Origin of the sequence: Rhodococcus sp. DMF-1 (genome assembly GCF_021441945.1) — a bacterium.
Classification (GTDB): domain Bacteria; phylum Actinomycetota; class Actinomycetes; order Mycobacteriales; family Mycobacteriaceae; genus Rhodococcus; species Rhodococcus ruber.
In genome coordinates this window covers 5616509-5636830 of the sequence record NZ_CP090442.1, presented here as the reverse complement: position 1 = coordinate 5636830, position 20322 = coordinate 5616509, and the positions used below count along the sequence as shown (strand labels likewise).

General features: G+C 69.5%; 21 protein-coding genes, 5 tRNA genes and 3 pseudogenes. 14 read left to right on the top strand and 15 right to left on the bottom strand.

Going from position 1 to position 20322, the window contains the following annotated elements:
• Positions 1–68 precede the first annotated feature (68 nt).
• From LZP97_RS26035 to LZP97_RS26005, 7 genes and pseudogenes are all read left to right on the top strand, one after another.
• Positions 69–661 (top strand): annotated as a pseudogene (locus LZP97_RS26035) (TetR/AcrR family transcriptional regulator).
• Between the two features lie 235 nt (positions 662–896).
• Entirely contained in the window at positions 897–2378 is a 1482-nt protein-coding gene (locus LZP97_RS26030) for an aldehyde dehydrogenase (RefSeq protein ID WP_040274093.1), read from the top strand.
• 5 nt (positions 2379–2383) lie between these two features.
• Entirely contained in the window at positions 2384–3145 is a 762-nt protein-coding gene (locus LZP97_RS26025; RefSeq protein ID WP_040274090.1) for an SDR family oxidoreductase, read from the top strand.
• On the top strand, positions 3142–4008 hold the full coding sequence (locus LZP97_RS26020; RefSeq protein WP_040274088.1) for an NAD(P)-dependent oxidoreductase: 867 nt from the start codon (positions 3142–3144) through the stop codon (positions 4006–4008). The genes LZP97_RS26025 and LZP97_RS26020 overlap by 4 nt, the downstream gene beginning before the upstream one ends.
• Positions 4005–4364 (top strand): carboxymuconolactone decarboxylase family protein, encoded by a 360-nt coding sequence (locus LZP97_RS26015; RefSeq protein ID WP_040274086.1) that lies wholly within the window; start codon positions 4005–4007, stop codon positions 4362–4364. Before LZP97_RS26020 ends, LZP97_RS26015 begins: the two co-directional genes overlap by 4 nt.
• A gap of 68 nt (positions 4365–4432) precedes the next feature.
• Positions 4433–5203 carry an SDR family NAD(P)-dependent oxidoreductase gene (locus LZP97_RS26010; RefSeq protein WP_082061336.1) on the top strand — a complete coding sequence of 257 codons (771 nt, stop codon included), beginning with the start codon at positions 4433–4435 and terminating at the stop codon, positions 5201–5203.
• A gap of 111 nt (positions 5204–5314) precedes the next feature.
• Positions 5315–5974, top strand: coding sequence for a class I SAM-dependent methyltransferase (locus LZP97_RS26005; RefSeq protein ID WP_026137805.1), 660 nt, complete (start codon positions 5315–5317; stop codon positions 5972–5974).
• A 4-nt stretch (positions 5975–5978) separates the two neighbouring features.
• Here the strand turns inward: LZP97_RS26005 and LZP97_RS26000 are convergent, their stop codons facing one another.
• From LZP97_RS26000 to LZP97_RS25990, 3 genes are read right to left on the bottom strand one after another with little or no spacing between them, the layout of a single operon-like run.
• Positions 5979–7079, bottom strand: coding sequence for a hypothetical protein (locus LZP97_RS26000; RefSeq protein WP_017680901.1), 1101 nt, complete (start codon positions 7077–7079; stop codon positions 5979–5981).
• Positions 7066–7797 carry a class I SAM-dependent methyltransferase gene (locus tag LZP97_RS25995; protein WP_017680902.1) on the bottom strand — a complete coding sequence of 244 codons (732 nt, stop codon included), beginning with the start codon at positions 7795–7797 and terminating at the stop codon, positions 7066–7068. Before LZP97_RS25995 ends, LZP97_RS26000 begins: the two co-directional genes overlap by 14 nt.
• On the bottom strand, positions 7797–9035 hold the full coding sequence (locus LZP97_RS25990; protein ID WP_026137807.1) for a glycosyltransferase family 4 protein: 1239 nt from the start codon (positions 9033–9035) through the stop codon (positions 7797–7799). Before LZP97_RS25990 ends, LZP97_RS25995 begins: the two co-directional genes overlap by 1 nt.
• A 349-nt stretch (positions 9036–9384) precedes the next feature.
• Between LZP97_RS25990 and LZP97_RS25985 the strand changes: the two are divergent.
• Positions 9385–10352, top strand: a pseudogene (locus tag LZP97_RS25985) (cyclase family protein).
• On the top strand, positions 10349–12034 hold the full coding sequence (locus LZP97_RS25980; protein WP_048772394.1) for a class I adenylate-forming enzyme family protein: 1686 nt from the start codon (positions 10349–10351) through the stop codon (positions 12032–12034). Before LZP97_RS25985 ends, LZP97_RS25980 begins: the two are co-directional and overlap by 4 nt.
• Positions 12035–12090: 56 nt before the next feature.
• Here LZP97_RS25980 and LZP97_RS25975 read toward each other — a convergent pair.
• The 5 genes from LZP97_RS25975 to LZP97_RS25955 all read right to left on the bottom strand — a co-directional run bounded on the left by LZP97_RS25975 (position 12091) and on the right by LZP97_RS25955 (position 13304).
• Positions 12091–12164: transfer RNA gene (locus LZP97_RS25975), tRNA-Asp, on the bottom strand.
• Positions 12165–12235: 71 nt separating this feature from the next.
• Positions 12236–12312 (bottom strand) — tRNA-Phe (locus LZP97_RS25970).
• A 37-nt stretch (positions 12313–12349) separates the two neighbouring features.
• Positions 12350–12423, bottom strand: a tRNA-Asp gene (locus LZP97_RS25965).
• A 55-nt stretch (positions 12424–12478) separates the two neighbouring features.
• Positions 12479–12553 (bottom strand) — tRNA-Glu (locus LZP97_RS25960).
• Positions 12554–12650: 97 nt separating this feature from the next.
• The gene (locus LZP97_RS25955; RefSeq protein WP_017680903.1) at positions 12651–13304 is read right to left on the bottom strand and encodes a TetR/AcrR family transcriptional regulator; all 654 of its coding nucleotides are present in this window, start codon (positions 13302–13304) and stop codon (positions 12651–12653) included.
• A 227-nt stretch (positions 13305–13531) separates the two neighbouring features.
• Between LZP97_RS25955 and LZP97_RS25950 the strand changes: the two genes are divergently transcribed.
• Positions 13532–13607, top strand: a tRNA-Lys gene (locus LZP97_RS25950).
• 454 nt (positions 13608–14061) lie between these two features.
• Here LZP97_RS25950 and LZP97_RS25945 read toward each other — a convergent pair.
• The 3 genes from LZP97_RS25945 to LZP97_RS25935 are packed head-to-tail and all read right to left on the bottom strand — an operon-like array spanning position 14062 to position 16324.
• Positions 14062–14532 carry a hypothetical protein gene (locus LZP97_RS25945; protein ID WP_048772400.1) on the bottom strand — a complete coding sequence of 157 codons (471 nt, stop codon included), beginning with the start codon at positions 14530–14532 and terminating at the stop codon, positions 14062–14064.
• A gap of 8 nt (positions 14533–14540) precedes the next feature.
• Positions 14541–14939, bottom strand: coding sequence for a hypothetical protein (locus LZP97_RS25940; RefSeq protein WP_048772402.1), 399 nt, complete (start codon positions 14937–14939; stop codon positions 14541–14543).
• Positions 14939–16324: a peptidoglycan DD-metalloendopeptidase family protein gene (locus tag LZP97_RS25935; RefSeq protein ID WP_082170367.1), complete on the bottom strand. Its 1386-nt coding sequence runs from the start codon at positions 16322–16324 to the stop codon at positions 14939–14941. Before LZP97_RS25935 ends, LZP97_RS25940 begins: the two co-directional genes overlap by 1 nt.
• An 80-nt stretch (positions 16325–16404) precedes the next feature.
• On the opposite strand from LZP97_RS25935, the gene LZP97_RS25930 reads away from it, so the two are divergent.
• The 4 genes and pseudogenes from LZP97_RS25930 (at position 16405) to LZP97_RS27320 (ending at position 18000) form a co-directional block, all read left to right on the top strand.
• Positions 16405–16665, top strand: coding sequence for a hypothetical protein (locus tag LZP97_RS25930; protein ID WP_048772405.1), 261 nt, complete (start codon positions 16405–16407; stop codon positions 16663–16665).
• A 111-nt stretch (positions 16666–16776) separates the two neighbouring features.
• Positions 16777–16875 (top strand): annotated as a pseudogene (locus LZP97_RS27550) (DUF2510 domain-containing protein); the annotation flags it as partial.
• Between the two features lie 321 nt (positions 16876–17196).
• On the top strand, positions 17197–17472 hold the full coding sequence (locus tag LZP97_RS25925) for a DUF4352 domain-containing protein (RefSeq protein WP_234574934.1): 276 nt from the start codon (positions 17197–17199) through the stop codon (positions 17470–17472).
• Between the two features lie 393 nt (positions 17473–17865).
• Positions 17866–18000, top strand: coding sequence for a hypothetical protein (locus LZP97_RS27320; protein ID WP_267966277.1), 135 nt, complete (start codon positions 17866–17868; stop codon positions 17998–18000).
• A gap of 2 nt (positions 18001–18002) precedes the next feature.
• On the opposite strand, the gene LZP97_RS25920 is transcribed toward LZP97_RS27320, so the two are convergent.
• Genes LZP97_RS25920 through LZP97_RS25905 form a run of 4 tightly spaced genes read right to left on the bottom strand, consistent with a single transcriptional unit; the run spans position 18003 to position 20312 of the window.
• Positions 18003–18437 (bottom strand): hypothetical protein, encoded by a 435-nt coding sequence (locus LZP97_RS25920; RefSeq protein WP_048772407.1) that lies wholly within the window; start codon positions 18435–18437, stop codon positions 18003–18005.
• A complete protein-coding gene (locus tag LZP97_RS25915) occupies positions 18437–19510 on the bottom strand; it encodes a hypothetical protein (RefSeq protein ID WP_234574933.1) in 1074 nt (357 codons plus the stop codon). Before LZP97_RS25915 ends, LZP97_RS25920 begins: the two co-directional genes overlap by 1 nt.
• Positions 19462–19698: a hypothetical protein gene (locus LZP97_RS25910; RefSeq protein ID WP_234574932.1), complete on the bottom strand. Its 237-nt coding sequence runs from the start codon at positions 19696–19698 to the stop codon at positions 19462–19464. The genes LZP97_RS25915 and LZP97_RS25910 overlap by 49 nt, the downstream gene beginning before the upstream one ends.
• Complete coding sequence (locus tag LZP97_RS25905) at positions 19695–20312, bottom strand: DUF7172 family protein (RefSeq protein WP_152693005.1); 618 nt, start codon at positions 20310–20312, stop codon at positions 19695–19697. The genes LZP97_RS25910 and LZP97_RS25905 overlap by 4 nt, the downstream gene beginning before the upstream one ends.
• Positions 20313–20322 lie beyond the last annotated feature (10 nt).

Sequence of the window (20322 nt, the reverse complement as noted above, 5' to 3'; positions counted from 1 at the left end):
TCTACGAATGACCGTCGTTTACAAGCTACACACATTCGTTTGAAATGGAAGATCCGTAGGATGGCTGCATGGGGACCGGAGAGCACAGGCCGATACGCCGTCGGAATCTCAGCCGCGAGAAGGTGATCGACGCGGCCTCGGCGGTGGTGGACGAGTCCGGCTGGGAGCAGCTGACGATGAGCACCCTCGCCGCCGTCTCGGCATCGTCACCGCCTCGCTCTACAACCACGTCCGCGGACTCGACGACGTCCGCGGTGAGATCCAGGTGCGGACGATGACCGAGCTCGGCGCCCGGCTCCGCGAGGTGGCAATGGGCCGCAGCGGGCCCGAAGGCCTGCGCGCTCTCATCGATGCGCACCGGGCGTGGGCCTCCGAGCATCCGCACCGCTACCAGGCGCTGACGGTGGCGCCGGGCGACCGCAGCGCCCTGCTCGCGGCGGCCCTCGACGCGAATTCGGCCCTCCGCTCGATGCTCGCCTCGTGCGGGGTGCCGGAGGAGGACACGCTCGAGGCCGCGGTGAGCCTGTTCACCGCGATGCACGGGTTCGCCGTGATCGTGCGCAGCGGCTTCCTCGGCGACGAGCTCGACCTCGACCGCATCTACGAGAACGTGGTCGCGGGCGCCCTGGCCGCCGCTCGCGCGGCCTCCGCGCGATCCTGAGTCCGTCCCACGCCGTCGCCGGAGGAAAAACTGCCGGCCGTCCCGAGTGCCCGCCGGCGCGTCCCTGCCGCCGCGCGGACCGGTCCGGCGGCATTGCGCCACCCCCCTAGCCGAACTATAGTCCAGACAGCTGTCCAGAAAATGAGGGGCTCACATCGTGCCGCCCGGCACTCGACGCCCCGCCGGACCCGTTCCGATACCGCCCGCCACGCCGCCCCGACGAACGGAAGCACCGATGTCCCTGATTCCGACCGGCAGCTCGGCACTGCTCATCGACGGCAAACTCGTTCCCGGTTCGGGAGGCACGTTCGAGGTCGTGAACCCGGCGACGGAGGAAGTCCTCGGCACCGCCGCCGACGGCACCGCCGCCGACGCGGACGCCGCGATCGAGGCGGCCCGTCGCGCCTTCGACACCACCGGCTGGTCCCGCAACCATTCCTTCCGGGCCCGCTGCCTGCGTCAGCTCCGCGATGCGCTGCGCGGTCACCTCGAGGAACTGCGGGCGATCACCATCGCCGAGGCCGGCGCCCCCCGATTCCTCACCACCGGAGCCCATCTCGAGGGCCCCGTCGGCGACCTCGGGTACTTCGCCGATCTGGCCGAGAACTACGCGTGGCGCCAGGATCTCGGCAACGCCGCGCCGATGGGCATCCCCACCCACCGCTACGTGCTCCGCGAGGGGGTCGGTGTCGTCGGGGCGATCACCCCGTGGAACTTCCCGCACCAGATCAACTTCGCCAAGCTGGGCCCCGCGCTCGCCGCCGGCAATGCGATGGTGCTCAAGCCCGCGCCCGACACGCCGTGGTGCGCCGCGGTCGTGGGCCGGATCCTCGCCGAGGAGACCGACATCCCGCCGGGCGTGGTGAACATCGTGACCTCGAGCGACCATGCCCTCGGCGCCCTGCTCGCGACCGACCCGCGGGTGGATCTCGTGTCGTTCACCGGATCCACCCCCACCGGCCGGTCGGTGATGCGCGCCGCCTCGGACACCGTGAAGAAGGTGTTCCTCGAACTCGGCGGCAAGTCGGCGTTCATCGTGCTCGACGACGCCGATCTCGGCGCCGCCTGCTCGATGGCCGCCTTCACCGTGTGCACCCACGCCGGGCAGGGGTGCGCCATCACGACCCGCCTGCTCGTCCCCCGCGGCCGCTACGAGGAGGCGGTCCGCGTCACCGCCGACGCGCTGCGCGGCATCCGGCCCGGCGACCCGGACGACCCCGGCACGGTGTGCGGTCCGCTGATCTCCGAGCGCCAGCGCGCCCGGGTCGAGGGCTATCTGCGGCTCGCCGTCGAGGAGGGCGGGACGATCGTCGTCGGCGGTGGCCGCCCCGCCGAGCACGAGCGCGGCTTCTTCGTCGAACCGACACTGATCGCCGGGGTCGGCAACGACGCGCGGGTCGCCCGGGAGGAGATCTTCGGGCCGGTCCTCGTGATCCTCCCCTACGACGGCGACGACGAGGCGATCCGCATTGCGATCGACTCCCCCTACGGCCTGTCCGGAGCCGTCTGGGGTACCGACGAGGACCGGATCCGCCGGGTCGTCGAGGGGGTCCGCACCGGCACCCTGAGCGTCAACGGCGGGATCTGGTACGCCGCCGACGCTCCGTTCGGCGGCTACAAGCAGTCCGGGATCGGCCGCGAGATGGGTGTGGCCGGCTTCGAGGAGTACCTGGAGACCAAACTCGTCGCCGAACCCGCGGCGAAGCAGAGAGGCTGACGAACATGATCCGCAGCACAACGCGTTTCGCCGACCGTACCGCCATCGTCACCGGGTCGGCCCAGGGCATCGGCGAGGCGTACGCCAAGGCCCTTGCCGCCGAGGGCGCCTCGGTCGTCGTGGCGGACATCGACACCGAGCGCGGCGAGCACGTGGCCGAGCAGATCGTCGCCGACGGCGGGACCGCCGTCTTCAAGACCGTCGACGTGTCCGATCCCGGTTCGGCCGGCGAACTCGCGGCATTCACGGTCGAGACGTTCGGCGGCATCGACCACGTGGTCAACAACGCCGCGATCTACGGTGGCATGAAACTCGATCTGCTGCTGACGGTTCCGTGGGACTACTACAGGAAATTCATGAGCGTGAACATGGACGGCGCGCTGAACGTCACCCGCGCGGTGTGGCCGCACATGACGGCGAACGGCGGCTCGCTCGTCAACCAGTCGTCGACCGCCGCATGGGTGTACTCCGGCTTCTACGGCCTGGCCAAGGTCGGCGTCAACGGACTCACCCAGCAGCTGGCCACCGAACTCGGCGGCTCGAACATCCGCATCAACGCGATCGCCCCGGGCCCGATCGACACCGAGGCCACCCGCACCGTCACACCGGGAAACATGGTGGCGGACATGGTTTCCAGACTGCCACTGAAACGGATGGGCACCCCCGGGGATCTGGTGGGCATGTGCCTGTTCCTGCTCTCCGACGAGGCGGACTGGATCACCGGGCAGATCTTCAACGTCGACGGCGGCCAGGTGATCCGCTCGTGACCCGGCTCGGCTGCATCGGCCTCGGCAACATGGGGGCCCCGATGGCGAAGCGACTGCTGGACCGGCCGGGTGGGCTCACCGTGCTCGACACCCGGCCCGAGGCCGTCGCGCCGTTCACCGCGGCCGGCGCGCGAGCCGCCGACGACCCCGCAGACCTCGCGCGCGAATGCGACGTCGTCTGCGTCACCGTCGTCGACGATGCCCAGGTCCGCACAGTCGTCGCGGGACTGCTCGGCGGCGCGCGGCCCGGCACGGTCATCGCGGTCCACTCGACCGTCGCCGACACCACCGCCGTGGAACTCGCCGCCGCATGCGCCGAGCGCGGGCTCGAGCTCGTCGACGCTCCCGTCAGCGGCGGGGCCCCCGGCGCCGAGCAGGGCCGGCTCGCGGTGATGGTCGGCGCCTCCGACGCGGCGTTCGACATGGTGCGCGAACCGTTCTCGTGGTTCTCCGACCTCGTCGTGCACGCCGGTCCGGTCGGCGCGGGCACCCGGATGAAGCTGGCCCGGAATCTGCTGCACTTCGTGTCGTTCACCGCTGCCGCGGAGGCGCAGCGGCTCGCCGAGGCGGCCGGGCTGGACATCACCGCGCTCGGGAAGGTGGTCCGCCACACCGACGCGATCAGCGGGGGCGCCGGGGCGATCATGCTCCGGGACACCACCGCACCGATCCCACCGGACGACTTCTGGTTCCCGATCCTCGACCACGTACGTGCGCTGGGCGAGAAGGACCTGTCGCTGGCCCTCGGTCTCGGCGCTCGGCTCGGCGTCGACCTGCCCCTCGCAGCGCGCGCGCTCGGCGACCTCGGTCCGGGTCTCGGGGTGGGCCGGGGAGAGAACGCACGACAGGAGGAGCCCGCATGACCGACGACCGTCGCCGCCGCGGCCTGGACATGATGTCGCAGGTGTACGGCTGGGAGATGCAGGACGGGCCCGGCGACCATTTCGCCGTCACCGCAGACCACCTCTTCGCCGACATCTGGTCCCGGCCCGGGCTGAGCATCCGCGACCGGCGGCTGCTGCTGCTCGGCGCGCTCACCGCACAGGGGCTGATCGACGTGGCCGAGATCCAGGTCGGGGCCGCACTCCACAACGAGGAACTCGACGAACCGCAACTGAAGGAGATCGCCCTGTTCCTGTGCCACTATGTCGGATGGCCGCTCGGCACCGAACTCGACTCGATGATCGGCGGCGTGCTCGCCCGGCGCCGCAAGGCGTGAGCCCACCGAGGGAGTTCCCCGAGCCCGCTCTAGGCGGCCACGTGGCGCGAGAACCGAAGGAGTGAGCAGTGCAGGACTTCGCGGACCGCCCGGGCGCGGCCCTCGTGGCCGGCGGCACCGGCGGGATCGGCCGGGTGGTGTGCCGGATACTGGCCGAGCGCGGCAGCGACGTCGCCTTCACGTTCCACCGCAACGACGGGGCCGCCGCCGCACTGGCGGCGGACCTGCGCACCCTCGGGGCGAAGGTGCTGCCGCTGCAGGCGGAGCTGAGCGACAGCGCCGCGGCCGCCAGGGTCGTGGACGCAGCCGTCGCGACCTTCGGTGCACTGCACACCCTCGTCCACGCGGCGGGACCGCACGTGCCGATGGTGCACCTGAGCCGGGTGACGCCCGCGCAGTTCCGCAACCAGCTCGTGGGCGACGCGGGGGCGTTCTTCAATCTCGTCCACCCGGTACTGCCCCGGCTGCGGGAGTCGCGGGGCAACATCGTCGCGGTGACGACGGCGGCGACCCGCCGGTTCCCGGTCCGGGACGGCCTGTCGGCCGGACCGAAGGGTGCGATCGAAGCCCTCGTGCGGGCGCTGGCGGCCGAGGAAGGGCGATTCGGGGTGCGGGTCAACGCGGTGGGGCCGGGCATGCTCACCGACGGCACCGCCGCCCGGCTGATCGGGTCCGGCGAACTCGACGAGCGCGCACTGTCCGTCGCGCGCAACAACATTCCCCTGCGACGCTTCGGCGACGCCCACGACGTCGCCGAGGCCGTCGCCTTCCTCGCCTCGGACCGGGCGGACTTCGTGTCCGGGCAGATCCTCGACGTCGACGGCGGCTACGGCGCCTGACCTGCATCCGGCGGCTTGCCGGGTGGCCCGCCGGAACCGGTGGGTACTGTGGTTCCGATACGTACCGCTTCCGAGCACACCGTGGACCGCAACGAACGGAGACCGATCATCATGACCCGCACCACCCTGCCCCGGGAGACGATCGAGCTGGCCGAGGCGACACCGGGTTTCATGCCGATCGACGAGGGCACGGCCCTGCACGACGCCGCGGTCCGGTATCTCGGCGACGGGGTCGGCGTCGAGATCGGCACCTACTGCGGGCGCTCGACCGTCTATCTCGGAGCCGCCGCGAAGGCCACCGGGGGAACCATCGTCACGATCGACCATCATCACGGGTCCGAGGAGCACCAACCCGGATGGGAGTACCACGATCCGGCCCTCGTCGACCCGCACACCGGGCATCTGGACACGGTGGGACGGTTCCGCCACACCCTGGCCGACGCGGATCTCGAATCTCATGTCGTGGCGGTGCTGGGACGATCCGGCCAGGTCGCGGAGTTCTGGCGGACCCCGGTGTCGTTCGTGTTCGTCGACGGTGGTCACAGCAGTGAGGCGGCGCAGGCGGACTACGCGGGCTGGGCGCCGTGGGTGCGTGTCGGCGGCGCCCTGATCATCCACGACGTGTTCCCCGATCCGAAGGACGGCGGCCGTCCCCCGTACGAGGTCTACCTGCGCGCGCTCGGGAGCGGCGAGTTCACCGAGGTGTCGGTGACCGGTTCGCTGCGCGTGCTCGAACGCACTTCCGGCACCGCCGGAATGCTGCCGGGCTGACGGCTCAGACCGTCACCCGGCAGTCCTCGTGACAGCTCTCGGCGGCGACCCATCCGGCGGGTGCGGTGGCGTCGCGGAACACTCCGTTGCCGGCGGTGCTGCGCGAGAGCGCGTCGGCGGCGAGGATGACCGCAGCGCTGGTCCAGGAGCTCTTCTCCACGGGCCAGCGCTTTCCGTCCGTGAACACCATTCCGGTCCAGTAGGACCCGTCCGGGTCGCGAAGATGCTGCATGGCGGCCAGCAGGATCCGGGCCGTCGTGGCCTCACCGATCGCGTCCAGGGCGAGGACGAGCTCGCACGTCTCGGCACCCGTCACCCACGGCCGGTGGTCGACGCAGCGGATGCCGATGTCGCCGACCACGAAATCGTCCCAGCGCTCCCGGATCCGTTGCCGGGCCGGCGCACCGCGCACCGCCCCGCCGAGGATCGGGTAGTACCAGTCCATCGAGTACTCCGGCTTGGGGGTGAATGCCTCCGGATGCCGTCGCAGCACGTGGCCGAGCCGGTACCACGCGACCTCCCAGTCCGGATGGGGGTCGCCGACCACCTCCGACAGGCGCAGCCCGCACTGCAGACTGTGGTGGATGCTCGAACACCCCGTCAGCAGAGCCTCGTCGGCCGTGCCGTGTTCGCCTCGAGCCCAGTAGATCTCGCCTCCGGGTGCCTGCAGCTCGAGCACATGGTCGAGGGCCGCCCGCACCGTCGGCCACAAGCGCACCACATGGTCGGTGTCGCCCGTGACGAGGTAGTGGTGCCACACCCCCACCGCGATGTACGCGGTGAAGTTCGAGTCGGCGTCGTGGTTCTCGACGGCGTCCCCGCGGAACTGCATGGGCCACGAGCCGTCCGGCCGCTGGGTCCGACGGGACCAGTCGAAGGCCGCCTCGGCCTCCTCGAACAACCCCGCGGCGGTGAGCGCCATCGCGGACTCGATGTGGTCCCACGGGTCGGTGTGACCACCGGGGAACCACGGGATCGCTCCGGAGGACTCCTGCATGTCGGCGATCGCGCGGGCGGTTCGCAGGCACTGATCCTCGGACAGCACTCCCGGCACGGCCGGAACCGCGTGCCGTGCCCCGCCGGGGCGGAAGTCAGCGGCCGACAACGGGAACCGTCGGCTTCTCGAGGTAGAACACGACGCTCTTGCCGAGCACCGGATTCAGCAACGATTCCGCCGTGCGCGTCAGCCACGGCCCCTGCATCAGGTCCCATACGAGGAGACGGTGATACGCCTTCGTCAGGGGGTTGTCGTCGTTGTCGACGCCCACGGCGCATTTGAGCCACCAGTACGGCGAATGCAGGGCATGGGCGTGGTCCCGGCCGCGCACCGTCAGGCCTGCGGCCGTCAGCTTCGCTGCCAGTTCGTCGGCCTTGTAGATCCGCACGTGGCCGCCCTCGACCTCGTGATACGCGTCGGACAGCGCCCAGCAGATCTGCTCCGGCAGCCACCGCGGGACGGTGACGGCCGCGACGCCGCCGGGTTTGAGCACCCGCACGAATTCGGCGATGGCGCGGTCGTCTTCGGGCACGTGCTCGAGCACCTCGGAGATCAGCACCACGTCGAAGGTCTCGTCGTCGTAGGGCAGGGCGAGGGCGTCGCCCACCTCGGCCCGGGCCAGTGCTCCCTCGGGTACCTGGCCCTCGAGTTCCATCGCCGCGAACATGTCGCCGACGGCCTTCATGTCCTCCGCGCTGCGGTCGAACGCCACCACGTCGGCGCCCCGGCGGTAGAGCTCGAACGAGTGCCGTCCGGCGCCCGCGCCGATGTCGATGGCACGGTCACCGGGTTCGACCCCCAGCCGGTCGAAATCGACTGTCAGCATCAGACTTCGGTCCTTCCTGCCTGGGCCGCAACGGTATCCCGGTAGGCCTGGGCGGTCCGGGCGGCCACGGCCGCCCAGCTGAATCGCTCGAGCACCCGGGCCCGCGCCACCGACCCCAGCCGGGCCTGTTCGGCGGGATCGTCGAGAACCCGTGCCAGCGCCGCGGCCAGCTGTTCGCTGTCACCCGGGGGCACGAGGATGCCCGCATCGCCGACCACCTCGGGAATCGCACCGGCGCGACTTGCCACCAGCGGCGTGGCGCAGGCCATGGCCTCGACCGCGGGCAGCGAGAACCCCTCGTAGAGTGACGGGACCGCGGCCACCTGCGCCGAACCGAGCAGTCCGGCCAGCTCGCCGTCGTCGATCCCGGAGACGGTGCGTACCGAGTCCCCGATGGCGAGCTGCTCGATCAGCTTCTCGGTGACGCCGCCCGCGGCCAGCTTGGTGACGAGCACCAGCTCGACCTGCCGCTCGGTGCGGAGCTTCGCCACCGCCTCGAGCAGATTGGCGACGCCCTTGAGCGGTGCGTCCGCGCTGGCCACGCACACGATGCGGCCGGACACGCGTTCGGTCGACGGCGGGGCGAAGATCTCGGTGTCCACTCCCAGCGGGATCGTGCGCAAGCGCCCGTCGGGGATGTCGAACGCGGTACGGATGTCGTCCTCGGAGGATTTCGAGACGGTGAGCAGGGTCGGGATGCGCCGCGCCACCCGGGCCTGCATGCGCAGGAATCCGTACCATCGGCGCAACGTGATCCTGCGGCGCAGCGTCGGGGCGCTCGCGAGGTCCAGCTCCCGGTCGCGGGTGATCGGATGGTGGATGGTCGCGACGAGCGGCAGGCCCGCATCCGCGATCCGGAGCAAGCCGTAGCCGAGGCACTGGTTGTCGTGCACGACGTCGAACTCCCCGGCCCGGTCGCGCAGCAGCCGGGCCACGCGCAGACTGAAGGTCAACGGCTCCGGGAACCCCGCCGTCCACATCGTGCCCAGCTCGAGCAGGTCGATCGCGTCGCGGATCTCCCGCGGGTGCGGAAAGCGGAACGGGTCGTCGTCGCGATAGAGGTCGAGGCTCGGGACCTTCACCAGGGTGACCCCGTCGTCGAGCTCGGGATACGGCTGCCCGGAGAACACCTCGACGTCGTGGCCGAGTGCCGCGAGTTCGCGGCTGAGATGTCGAACGTACACGCCCTGACCACCGCAGTGCGGCTTGCTGCGGTACGACAGCAGAGCTACTCGCACAGATCACCTCGTTCGTCGTGTCACCGGAGTGCGTCCGTCCGGAAGATCGAACTCACTCTAGAACATGTTCTCATCCGACGCTCGACCCGGCTCCGCCCTGCGGATCAGCGCCGGAACCGCACCGGGTCCGGTGCAAACTGAACGTACAGGGTGGCGACCCGTTCCGCCGTCGAAGACCCGCCGAGACGACACCGGCCCAGGCTCTGCGGTGCGCATCACGAGCGGGCGGCGCGCCCTCGTCCTCCGCGGGTTGACACCTCGAGATGTGACCTACACCATAAGCGAACGCTTACCGTACGAACGCTCGGTGAGCGGCAACTGCACCTCGACCCCCGAAACAGGAGACGGTATGTCCGACGCCCCGTCCATGCGCGAACTGCTCGGCGACGACGCCCCCAGCAACTGGGGACGCTGGGGCGCCGGCGACGAGATCGGAGCTCTGAACTTCCTCGGCACCAAGGAGGTTCTCGGCGGAATAGCCGAGGTCGAGTCCGGCGACGTGTTCACCCTGCAGATCCACATGGGCCGCAAGGAGGCCCCGGCGATCCCCTGTGGCCCAGCCGCAGCGGCATCGATCGCCGCAACACCCTCGACGAATCGTCGTGGGACGGCGAGGACGCCCCGCAGTTCCCCGGCGGACTGCACTACGCCGACGACACCGCCACCCTCTTCCTGCAGGGCTCCACCCAGTACGACGCCCTCGGCCACGTCTGGTACGACGGCAAACTCTGGAACGGATACGACGCGCGCAGCACCGTCGGCAGCATGGACAAGGCCTCGGTGCTGCCGATCGCCGAGAAGGGCGTCGTGGGCAGGGGGATCCTGATCGATATGGCCCGCCACCGGGGCAAGGAGTGGCTCGACGCCGGCGAGACCTTCGACCACAACGACCTCGAGGCGGCCGCCGCCGCCCAGGGCGTGACCATCGAGCCGCGCGACATCCTCGTGATCCGTACCGGCTGGCTGAAGTACTGGTACAGCCTCGAAGACACCACCGAGTTCTACGCCGATTTCTGCGAACCCGGCCTGACGTACAGCCGCGGACTCGTCGAATGGTTCCGGAACCGGGAGATCCCCAACCTGGTCACGGACACCATCGCCAACGAGGTGACCACCGACCCGGCCAGTGGCGTGGCGCTGCCCCTGCACTGCGCGCTCATGCGCAATCTCGGCGTCGCCCTCACCGAGATCGCCTGGCTCGAGGACCTCGCCGACGCGTGCGCCGCCGACAACCGCTGGACCTTCCTGTACACCGCGGCCCCGCTGAAGGTCGTGGGCGGCACGGGCGCCCCGGTCAATCCGGTCGTCATCCGATGAGCGCAGCCGGACCCCGCGACGCGCACACGGGCGTCTACGACAGCAAGCCGTGGCTCGCGCGCTACGCGCCGGGCCTGCCGACCCACATCGAGCCGGAGTACACCGACGCGCTGGAGATGTTCCGCGCCACCGTCGCTCGCGACCCGGACGCGGACATCATCCGCTACTTCGACGGGCGTCTGACCCGCCGTGAACTCGACGAGCAGTCCGACGCGTTCGCGGCCGCACTGACGGCCCACGGCTTCTGCCCGGGTGAGCGGGCGGCGCTGTTCCTGCAGAACGTCCCGCAGTTCGTCGTGGCGCAGCTCGGTGTCTGGAAGGCCGGCGGTATCCCGGTCTCCGTCAACCCCATGAACAAGGAACGCGAGCTCGGCGAAATCCTCCTGGACTCAGGGGCTACCGTGCTCGTTGCACTCCAGGGGCTGTACCGGGACGTCGCACAGCACGTCGTCGCCGGCACCGCCGTCCGGATCGTGATCACCACGTCCGAACTGGAATACCAGACGCGTGGAGACGAGCGGATCTTCTCCGGCATCGAACGCCTCGATCTGCCCGGCACTCTCGACCTGCAGGCGCTCCTGGCCGAGTTCTGGGGACGGCCCGTCCCGGTGCACGCCCTCGGCCCGGACGACATCGCGTTCCTCACCTACACATCCGGTACGACCGGACCACCGAAGGGTGCGATGACCACTCACCGCAACGTGGTGTTCAATGCCCGCACCTACCGGGAATGGGTGGGACTCGGCGCGGACGACGTCGTGCTGGGCATCGCCCCGCTGTTCCACATCACCGGGCTCGTCGGGCACATCGCTGTCGCCCTGCTGACAGGCGCGCCCCTGGTGTTGATGTACCGGCTCGACCCAGGCGTGACCCTCGAAACGGTGGCGGTGGAACAGGCGACGTTCACGGTCGGCTCGATCACCGTGTTCATCGCGCTGATGAACGTTCCCGGCGCCCGCGGTGAGTCGCTGAAGACGCTGACCAAGATCTTCTCCGGCGGAGCGCCGATACCGCCGAGCACCGTCGCGGCGTTCGAGACGTTCTCGGGGACGTACATCCACAACATCTACGGCCTCACCGAGACCACCTCTCCCTCGCATGCAGTTCCGTTCGGCACCCGGGCTCCGGTGGACGAGGCCTCCGGCGCCCTGTCGGTCGGAGTCCCGACCTTCGACACCGTCGTGCGGGTCGTCGACGAGGACGGCAACGACCTTCCCGTCGGGGAGGTGGGCGAGCTCGTCACGTCGGGGCCGCAGGTGGTCGCCGGCTACTGGAACAAGCCCGAGGAGACCGCGACCGCGCTGCCCGGGGGTGCCCTCCACACCGGGGACGTCGGGTACATGGACGCCGACGGCTGGTTCTACATCGTCGACCGCAAGAAGGACCAGATCAACGCCGGTGGGTACAAGGTCTGGCCGAGAGAGGTCGAGGACGTGCTCTACGAGCACGATGCGGTGCGCGAGGCCGCGGTCGTGGGGGTGGTGGACAGCTACCGCGGCGAGACGGTCAAGGCGTTCGTCAGCCTCCGTCCGGGGCACTCGGTCACCGAGGAGGAACTGATCGCCTTCGCCAGGGAGAGGATGGCGGCGTACAAGTACCCGCGGCTGGTGGAGATCATCGACGAGATCCCGAAGACCGTGTCCGGCAAGCTTCTTCGCAGGGAACTCCGGGCCCGCGGCTGAACCGGGCAGGACGGCGAAGGCCCGGTCCGTGTCGGGACCGGGCCTTCGCCGTGAAGCGACCCTGACGGGACTCGAACCCGCGACCTCCGCCGTGACAGGGCGGCGCGCTAACCAACTGCGCCACAGGGCCGTGTGCATCCCCGAAGGGGATTTCCACAGAAAACCCACCGCCGGGCGGTGGGCCTACCGTATGAAGTTGTGTGGTGGCCAGGGCCGGGATCGAACCGGCGACCTTCCGCTTTTCAGGCGGACGCTCGTACCAACTGAGCTACCTGGCCGGACGGCACCCGAACCGAATGCCAATTGCCAACTCTGCGACCCTGACGGGACTCGAACCCGCGACCTCCGCCGTGACAGGGCGGCGCGCTAACCAACTGCGCCACAGGGCCATGCTCTTCACTTGTGGTCAAACCGTACTGCATGCGGCGATACTGCTTCCGCAAGCGTACCCCTACGGGATTCGAACCCGCGCTACCGCCTTGAAAGGGCGGCGTCCTAGGCCGCTAGACGAAGGGGGCCCGCCGGATTACTCCGACCCGCACCCTCAACGGGTTCGCGTTCCGTTGGGAGCTTGGATAGCTTAGGACACCGGTTTCCGGATTCACAAATCAGCAGGTCACGCCGATTGTTCGCCCTCCATGGGCGACTCCGGCGCCCCGCGCCGCCGCTCGAGCCACTCCGGCGCGGCCGTCGCCTCGAGGCACACGTCCAGGCATTCCGCGAAGCGGGCCCGCACGTCGACGTCGGTCGCGGTGAGATCGTGGAAGTAGCGCTGGCCGGCCAGGCACGCCCCGAGCACACCCAGGAACCGTTCGAGGTCGACGCCGGCACGGAACAGCCCCGCGTCCCGCGCCTCGACGGCCAGCCGGCGGCCGGCGGCTCCCCACACCGAGCTGCCGCGCAGCTTCGCCTCGGCGTCGAACTCGGGTTCGGTCACGAGCTTGAACTCGGCCCGGATGATGACGTCGCCCTGCAGGGCGTCGGCGAGATCTCCGACGAGGCCGTGCAACCGCTCGAAGGGATCCAGCCCCGGCGCGTGCAGCCACCGCTCGGTGATCACCCGATAACGGTCGAGGCCCTCCGCGAGCACCGCCCGGGCGAGCTCCTCCTTCGAATCGAAGTGGAAGTACATCGCGCCCTTGGTCGCCCCGGAGTGCTCGAGAATCGCGTTGACCGAGGCTGCGCCGTATCCGCGCCGGGCGAATTCGATCGCCGCGGATTCGACGATGGACGCGCGGGTGCGCCGCGCCCGCTCTTGCTGACGTGACATGGGGGTTCGTGCCTCCGAACGTGACCTGCGGTCCCCCGATCGCCACTGTAGCCGCCGGGCGACCGGCACGCGCACAGCCAGGCATTTCCCGTCTTCGCACAGAACACACCAAGTGGTATGCTTTTATCCGGCTCGGGTGCGCCGCAGGGGGTGCGCACCCGAGCCTTCGAGCGGCACGGCCGTCCGATACTGTTGACCGGCGCGATGCAGTTAGACTGTGCGCCCACGCCCCTATAGCTCAGTTGGTAGAGCTACGGACTTTTAATCCGCAGGTCCCAGGTTCGAGCCCTGGTGGGGGCACCACGCTTCACCAGCCGGAACACGACGACAGGAGCAGAGCCCCACCCGAACGTGCAGCAGAAATGCAGCAGAACGGTCAGGCCCCGGTCGCCTGCTCCCACGGCGGCGGCGTCACCCCGTGCGCAAGCAGCTCCTGCTCGAGGCGCCGCACCGCGCGCCTCGAGCAGAGCCTCACGCCGCTCCCACGTCTGACGGTTGTCCACCAATCCCCGGATCTCCGCACGCGCCGCATCCAGATCCCGCCGCGCCGTCTCCAGATCCGCAGACAACCGCTGCACGTCCTTCGTCAACTGAGCCACGCTCGTCTCCCAGATCGTCAACGCCTTCGTGTAGGCGTCCGCCTGCACGGTGTGCTGCGCCGCCTTCTCCGACGAACGGGACGAGAACCGCACCCCCAGGTAGGTCAGCAACGCTGCGACGATGACACCGACGCTCCCCCACATCGTCGAGGCCGCGGTCACCGTTCACCACCCGAGGGCGGAGGAGGCGGTGGCGTCGGGATCACCTCGACGTCGATCGGGTTCGGCCACGACGCCACCACCATCACGATCAGCGCATACCCGATGTAGGTCACCGCGCTGATCCACGCCGTCGGCGAGAACCCGGCCACCCACGCGAACCCGAACAGCATCCCCCACAGCAGCGGCACCGAGGTGATCGCGACGAACCCGGCCCGGTCCGAGCGGGGCGGATCGTACGACGCCGCCGACACCACCGCGACCACCGCAGCGATCAGCCACGGCCAGCCCAGCACCTGCAGCGGCAGCGCGTCGAGCAGCCACGCGAAGGCGCCCTTCCTCGTCGAGGTCGCCGGGGCGATCAGGTAGCTGTACCCGATCGCCGCGAACACCACCGCATGCACGAGCAGGAACCGGCCCCGCCGCCCGTTGAGCCGCCGCGCGACGACGCGCACGATCCGATACGGCATCGCCGGGGCTACCCGCGCCCCGAAATGCGGCGCTCCAACTCCGCGCGCAACTGCCCGACACTGGGGGCGAGCTGCTGTGCCCGCTCCGTGGCGACACGGAGCGTCTCGGTGACGACGGCACCAGGCCCCGGGTGTGCCACTGACGCGGTCCGGTAGTCGACCGGCGTGTCGGTGCCGTCACGGATCGTCGGGGGCTGTGCGCCCTTCGGGTTCGGGGTGTAGAGACCGGCGAGGATGTATACCAGGGTGCCGATGCCGGTGAGCACGGTGGCGGTGTGCCCGAGGTAGGTCGTCACGTCGGCGTCGGTGAACACCCCGAGCAGCGTCAGCCCGCCGAAGATCGCGGCGGCGACGGAGTAGATGACCTGCCGGATCGTCGGCCAGGACGTGTGGATCTTCTGCAGCATCACTTGCCTCCGTTCGCCAGGCGCTGCTCGAGCTGGGCGATCCGCTCGGTCAGCTTCTCGACCAGGCCCGCGGCCCGTTCGGCCTGCCGGGCGGCGTGGAACGCCTGGTAGTCCGCGGTGCGCGCGAAGGTGGCGGAGTCGAGTTCGGCCGGCGGCTGGCCGCCGAGGAACTCCGGCTCGACCAGCGACGGCCGCGGCTTACACACAGCCTCGAACAGCTGCCGCTGCTCGGCATCGGACAGTGCCATGAGGAAACCCCCTGTGTCGCCCGCGAACAGTGCGCGGAGTTCGGTGATCGTGCCGCGGAACGCGTTCACGTCGATCAGCTGCCCGGTTACCCGGGCGGTCTCGGAGAACTGCAGGATCTGCACCGGCGGACCGCCGGGATGGAAGCCGGCCCACCCGGCGGTGATGGTGCCGGGCGCGGTCTCGTACAGCGTCGAGGCGTAGCCCTTGCCGCTCACGTAGTGCGAGTTCCACAGCGCCGGGATCCCGGCCAGGTTCGGTGAGCCCATGCGGTCGCGCCAGAACCAGCGCGGCAGGTACACCGAGAACACCCGCATACCGCGGACCTGGATCGCGTGGATCCGCGCCCACATGTCCTCGAGCGAGCCGCCGCCGATCGTGTCCTCGTAGTCCAGCTGGATCGGGATCGACGAATCGCCGAGATGCTGCAGCAGCGTGTCGGCCTCCCGTTCGGGGTGGCTGCCGCGCCGACAGAACACGTACCCGCCGAACAGACCCGCGAAGTGCTCGCGCATCTGCTCGCGGGCACGCGGCCAGAACGGGTCGCGATAGCCGCCACCCTCGGTGACCTTGTGGGTGGCGAACACGAACCCTTCCCGCTTGGCCGCAGCGAAGTCGAACTCACGCTGGTGGTTCGACACGTCGATGCCATACAGCACGCGGGACACAGGAACCTCCGGTGTGGGTGCGGACGCCTCGGCCGGGTAGGCCGCGCCCTGCAGGAACGGCATCGGGTCCATTCGACCGGGGCCGAACGGCTGGCGGACGCGGTTGTGGACCTCGACGTGGCAGTGCGGGTCGACACCTCCGTTCGTGGACCGGTCACCGTTGACGTGGGCGATGCGCTGCCCCGCCGTAACCTGCTGCCCGCGCTGCACCTCGGGAACGATGTGGCCGTATACCCACAGGTTCGCGCCTTGCGAGTCGTCGGAGTCGATGTCGAGGTAGTGGCCGAACCCGCCCGGCGACGGGTCCCATCCGACCGAGACGACGGTGCCGGCCTGCACTGCGTACACCGGCTGGCCGGCCGATCCGCCGGGCCAACCGAAGTCCACACCGCGGTGCCAGGTGCCCCAGCGCGGTCCATAGCCCGACGTGATGATGTGGCCCCGGGCCAGTGGCCAGTACCGTGGCGCCATCGGTGTTCCCTCCCCTGATGTCCCGAGTCATTCGCGACCGTACGAGGCCGGGGTGCCGGAGATGGCCGTACGATCCAGCCGTGATCAGACGCGCGCTGGGAACCGTCGCGCTCGCCGCCATGCTCGCAGCCTGCAGCGGCACCGCGGGGACACCCACTTCGGAACCCGACCCGTCCCTGCACTCGTGGGTGGACGAACTCGCCGACGAGATGTGCTTCGACCGCGACGCCCTTCGTGAACTCAGGAACATGATGATCGACGATCCGGAGTGGTCATCGTTGTCTCCGCAGGAGCAGTGGGCGTTCATCGCGTCGATCGACGAGTACCCCGAGGACTGCTGAATCGGACCGAACTTCGTGTGCACTCAGCTGTCTGTGAACAAGGGTCACGCTGTAACAATCCGGGCAGTCCGTTCGACCCTCTCCCAAACAGATGCGTGAGAACGGACAGGAATGAACCCACCGGCCGGCTGGTACTCGGACCCCCAGAATCCCCACATGGAGAGGTGGTGGGATGGCACCCAGTGGGGACCACAGTCCCGACCGAGAGGCGTCTTGGCGCCTCCGCCTCCACCTCCGCCTTCCCGCCCGTCGAAGAAGTCCTATATCCCACTGTGGATCGTCCTCGGGCTCGCCGGCCTCGGCATCCTCGTCACCCTCATCCAGAACGCCGGCGACGACGAGTCATCCTCGTCATCACGAACGACCACGAGAACGGCAGCCGCCCCCAGGACCACGACCGCGGCCCCCGCCCCGCTCCAGGCGACCCCGCCGGCATCTGCCCCCAGCCCGACTGCCGCTGCAACTGCACGGACTCCGGCAGCACCGGCAGGGATCGGGCGGCCGTACCGCGACGGAAAGTTCGAGTTCGTCGTGAACTCCTGGGACGGAACCACGGCGCACATCACGGTCCGGAACATCGGTGACGAACCGCAGTTCATGAATACTTCGGCGCAGTACCTATACGACACTCAGGGCCGAAAATTCGAGCCGGAGGGCAACCTCGGGTCGGAGCTCTTCCTGGCGACATTGAACCCCGGGCAGTCCGCTTCCGGGACATTCACCTACGTCCTCAGCGGCGCCGTTCCCTCCCACCTGGAACTGCACGACTCGATGTTCTCCGGTGGGGTCGAAGTGCCGCTTCGGTGACCGCTTACGGATGAGCCTTCGGCTAGGGCGGCAGAGTCGCCCACTGCACGCCGGGCCGCGGAGGACCGACGTGCGGTGGGCGTCCGATGGTGACGTCGCACGAGCGGCAGGTGTAGACCCGGTGGCCGCCCGCGCCGGGGGTGCAGTCGCACGGCACCCATCCCACGAGGACGGTGCGAGGGCCGAGCCAGTGCCCGTTCGGGCAGCGCGTCGGGGCACGCTCGATTGACGGTCCCATGCTCAATACTCTCGCACATGTGTTCGATTGGAGGTAGGGTTCGCGGCGGCGCGGGCGGTGGAGCCACGCGGCCCGGGAAGCACCGCCCGCGCGTCCCTCTCAGTTGAGCAGAAATACGCTGGTCCGAAAGGTCCGATTCGGAGGACACTGAGCGCATGTCGCGATGGAAGTGGAGTGAGCACGAGCCGCTGTTCGGGGATACCGGATCGACCCGCAGTGCGGCCGTTCTACTGACGGTGACCACGATCGTGCTCCTGCTCGGCACTCTGTTGCTCTACACCGGCCGCTGACCTCAGACGAGCGTCGCGGTCAGCACGGTACTCGTGATGTCCCGCGTGAAGCTGTTGGCGTGCATCGCCTCCACGCGCACCAGATCCCCACGTTCGACCGGCACGGTGATCGACCCGGACACACCGGTGTGGAACGTCCCGGATATCGACCACGTCTGCAGCACCGAATAGCTGCCGCCGACAGGCTTGCGCAGCAACCGCACCCCGGTCCCGGAGGAAGTGGTGCTGTGGGTGATCGCCACGTCCAGCTGCCACGAGCCGCTGCCATTGGCCTCGAACTCGTCGTCGACGAGCACCGTCTCCGGATGCGTACCGGTGACCGCGGCCAGACCGACGATCTTCTCGTACACGCTCGCGGCGGCGAGGTTCTGTGTGGTGATGCGCTGCGCCTTCATCGCCGACAGTGCGGAGCCGCCGCGGACGAACAGGTGCGGCATCAGGCCAGTCCTTCGAAGTCCGCGACCAGGCCCTTGCCCGGTGTGGTGCCGACACCGGTGACGTGCACGGTCAGGACGTCACCGTCGGCGAAGGACCACGGCCCGGTGACGGTGACGCCGGCGACCTGGCTGGCCGCGGCGATCGTCGCGGCGGGCATGCCGGTGGCGGAGCCGTTCTTGCGGACCTCGACCACGAGGTTGCCGGAAGCATCCGCGGTCTCGCAGCGGAACGTCACCTCCGAGAACACCACCCCGGTCGGCCGTTTGATCTTGAGCCCGAGTGGGACGTCGCCGGCGCCGGTCTTGCGGGTGCCGGACTGCGCCACGAATGTCACGTCGTACGGCTGGCTGCCGGGCTGGATCGCGGTGTCGGCCTTGCCGAGGGAGGTCTGCACCGCCGCCGCCAAGTCAGCAGCCGGGATGCCGCCGGCGGGTTTGGTGTACTTCGCGGCGATCGCCGCCGCGGTCGCCGCCTGGGCGCGCGCATCGGTGAAGTACAGGTTGGCCGAGCCCTCGGGCACCGCATCGGTCGAGCCCGGGGAGGCACTGATCTCGACGTACGCGGAGCCGGACCACCGGTAGATGCGGCCGGTGTCCAACGCGACGTAGATCTTTCCCACACTGCCCGTCGCCGGAAACCCGGCGAGGTTGGCGTGCTCGAGCACATCGTCGACGTACGACGGCAGCAGCACCGCCGGCACCAGGCCGGATCCGTCGAGGCCGGCGTATCCGTTCGGCTGATTGCGTTCGGACGTGGACTGCTTCCCGGTCAGACCGGGGACGGTGGGGGCATCCCACGTGCCGCCGAGGTCCCCGGTCAGGCGGAGACCGCCCTTCGTCGACGCCGAGGCGTTGGGGATCTGGTCGATGACGACGGCTTCGGCTGCCGCCGCCCACGTTTGCGCCTCACCCGCCGCGGTCTGCGCGGTCCCGGCGTGCCCGAGTGCCGCGTCGCGCGCGTCCTCCGCATCGGCGACGGCATCGGCGAGAGCTGTCTGGTCGACGACGACTTGATCCCGAGCCGCTACCGCCTCGTCGCGGGCCTGCTCGGCCGCGACGACGGCAGCCTGCAACTGTGCGACCGTCGGGGCCGGCTCCCCGGATCGACGGGAAGGACTTCGAGGATCTCCAGGTAGCCGGCGTTGACCAGCTCGACAGCCGTGGCGTCCCACACGATGGTGGTCGTGTCGCCACGCTGCAACCATGCCAGCGAGATCAGACCCCGCACCTTCACCGGGGTGCCACCGATAGGTGCACTCACGTCGTCTCCTCCGGGGCGGGGAACGCCAGGAGGGACAGGGTGTTGCCGCGCACCCACACCTCGTTGATGTCGGCTTCGGCGTTGTCTGCAACGTAGTGTCGGAACCATGCTGCGATGCGGAGCCGCAGAGAGATCGACCGATCCTGCGGCACCGTGACAAACGGCAGCAGATGCACCGTCTCCGGGTCGAGCAGCCACGAATACGTCCGCGGCACCGCCGAGCCGGTCGCCGCCGACCCGACGGTGTCACCGCCACCCCACTCCGAGTCGAACACCGCCGTCGGATCCGGATCAGCAGCCTGCACCCGTTGCTCTCGGTCCTGGCCGACGAACCATGTCACACGCTCACGGACCACAAGCAGCACCGATCCTGTGGTGTGCAGCAACCTGGACCGTCGCTTGATGACCGGCAGCACCCGCACCGGGCACGGATAGGTGTTGGCCCAGTGCAGCTCCTGGTCTACCAGGACCCGGCCCTGATCGTCGGGGTACTTCAGCTCACCGTCGCCACCGGAATCGGACTGAACCACCGCCACCTGCCGCGGCAACGCATGCATCGACAGACCCATCACCCCCGCCGCACTGTGAGTGAACTGACGGCTACTGCAGATCATCGCCACGACT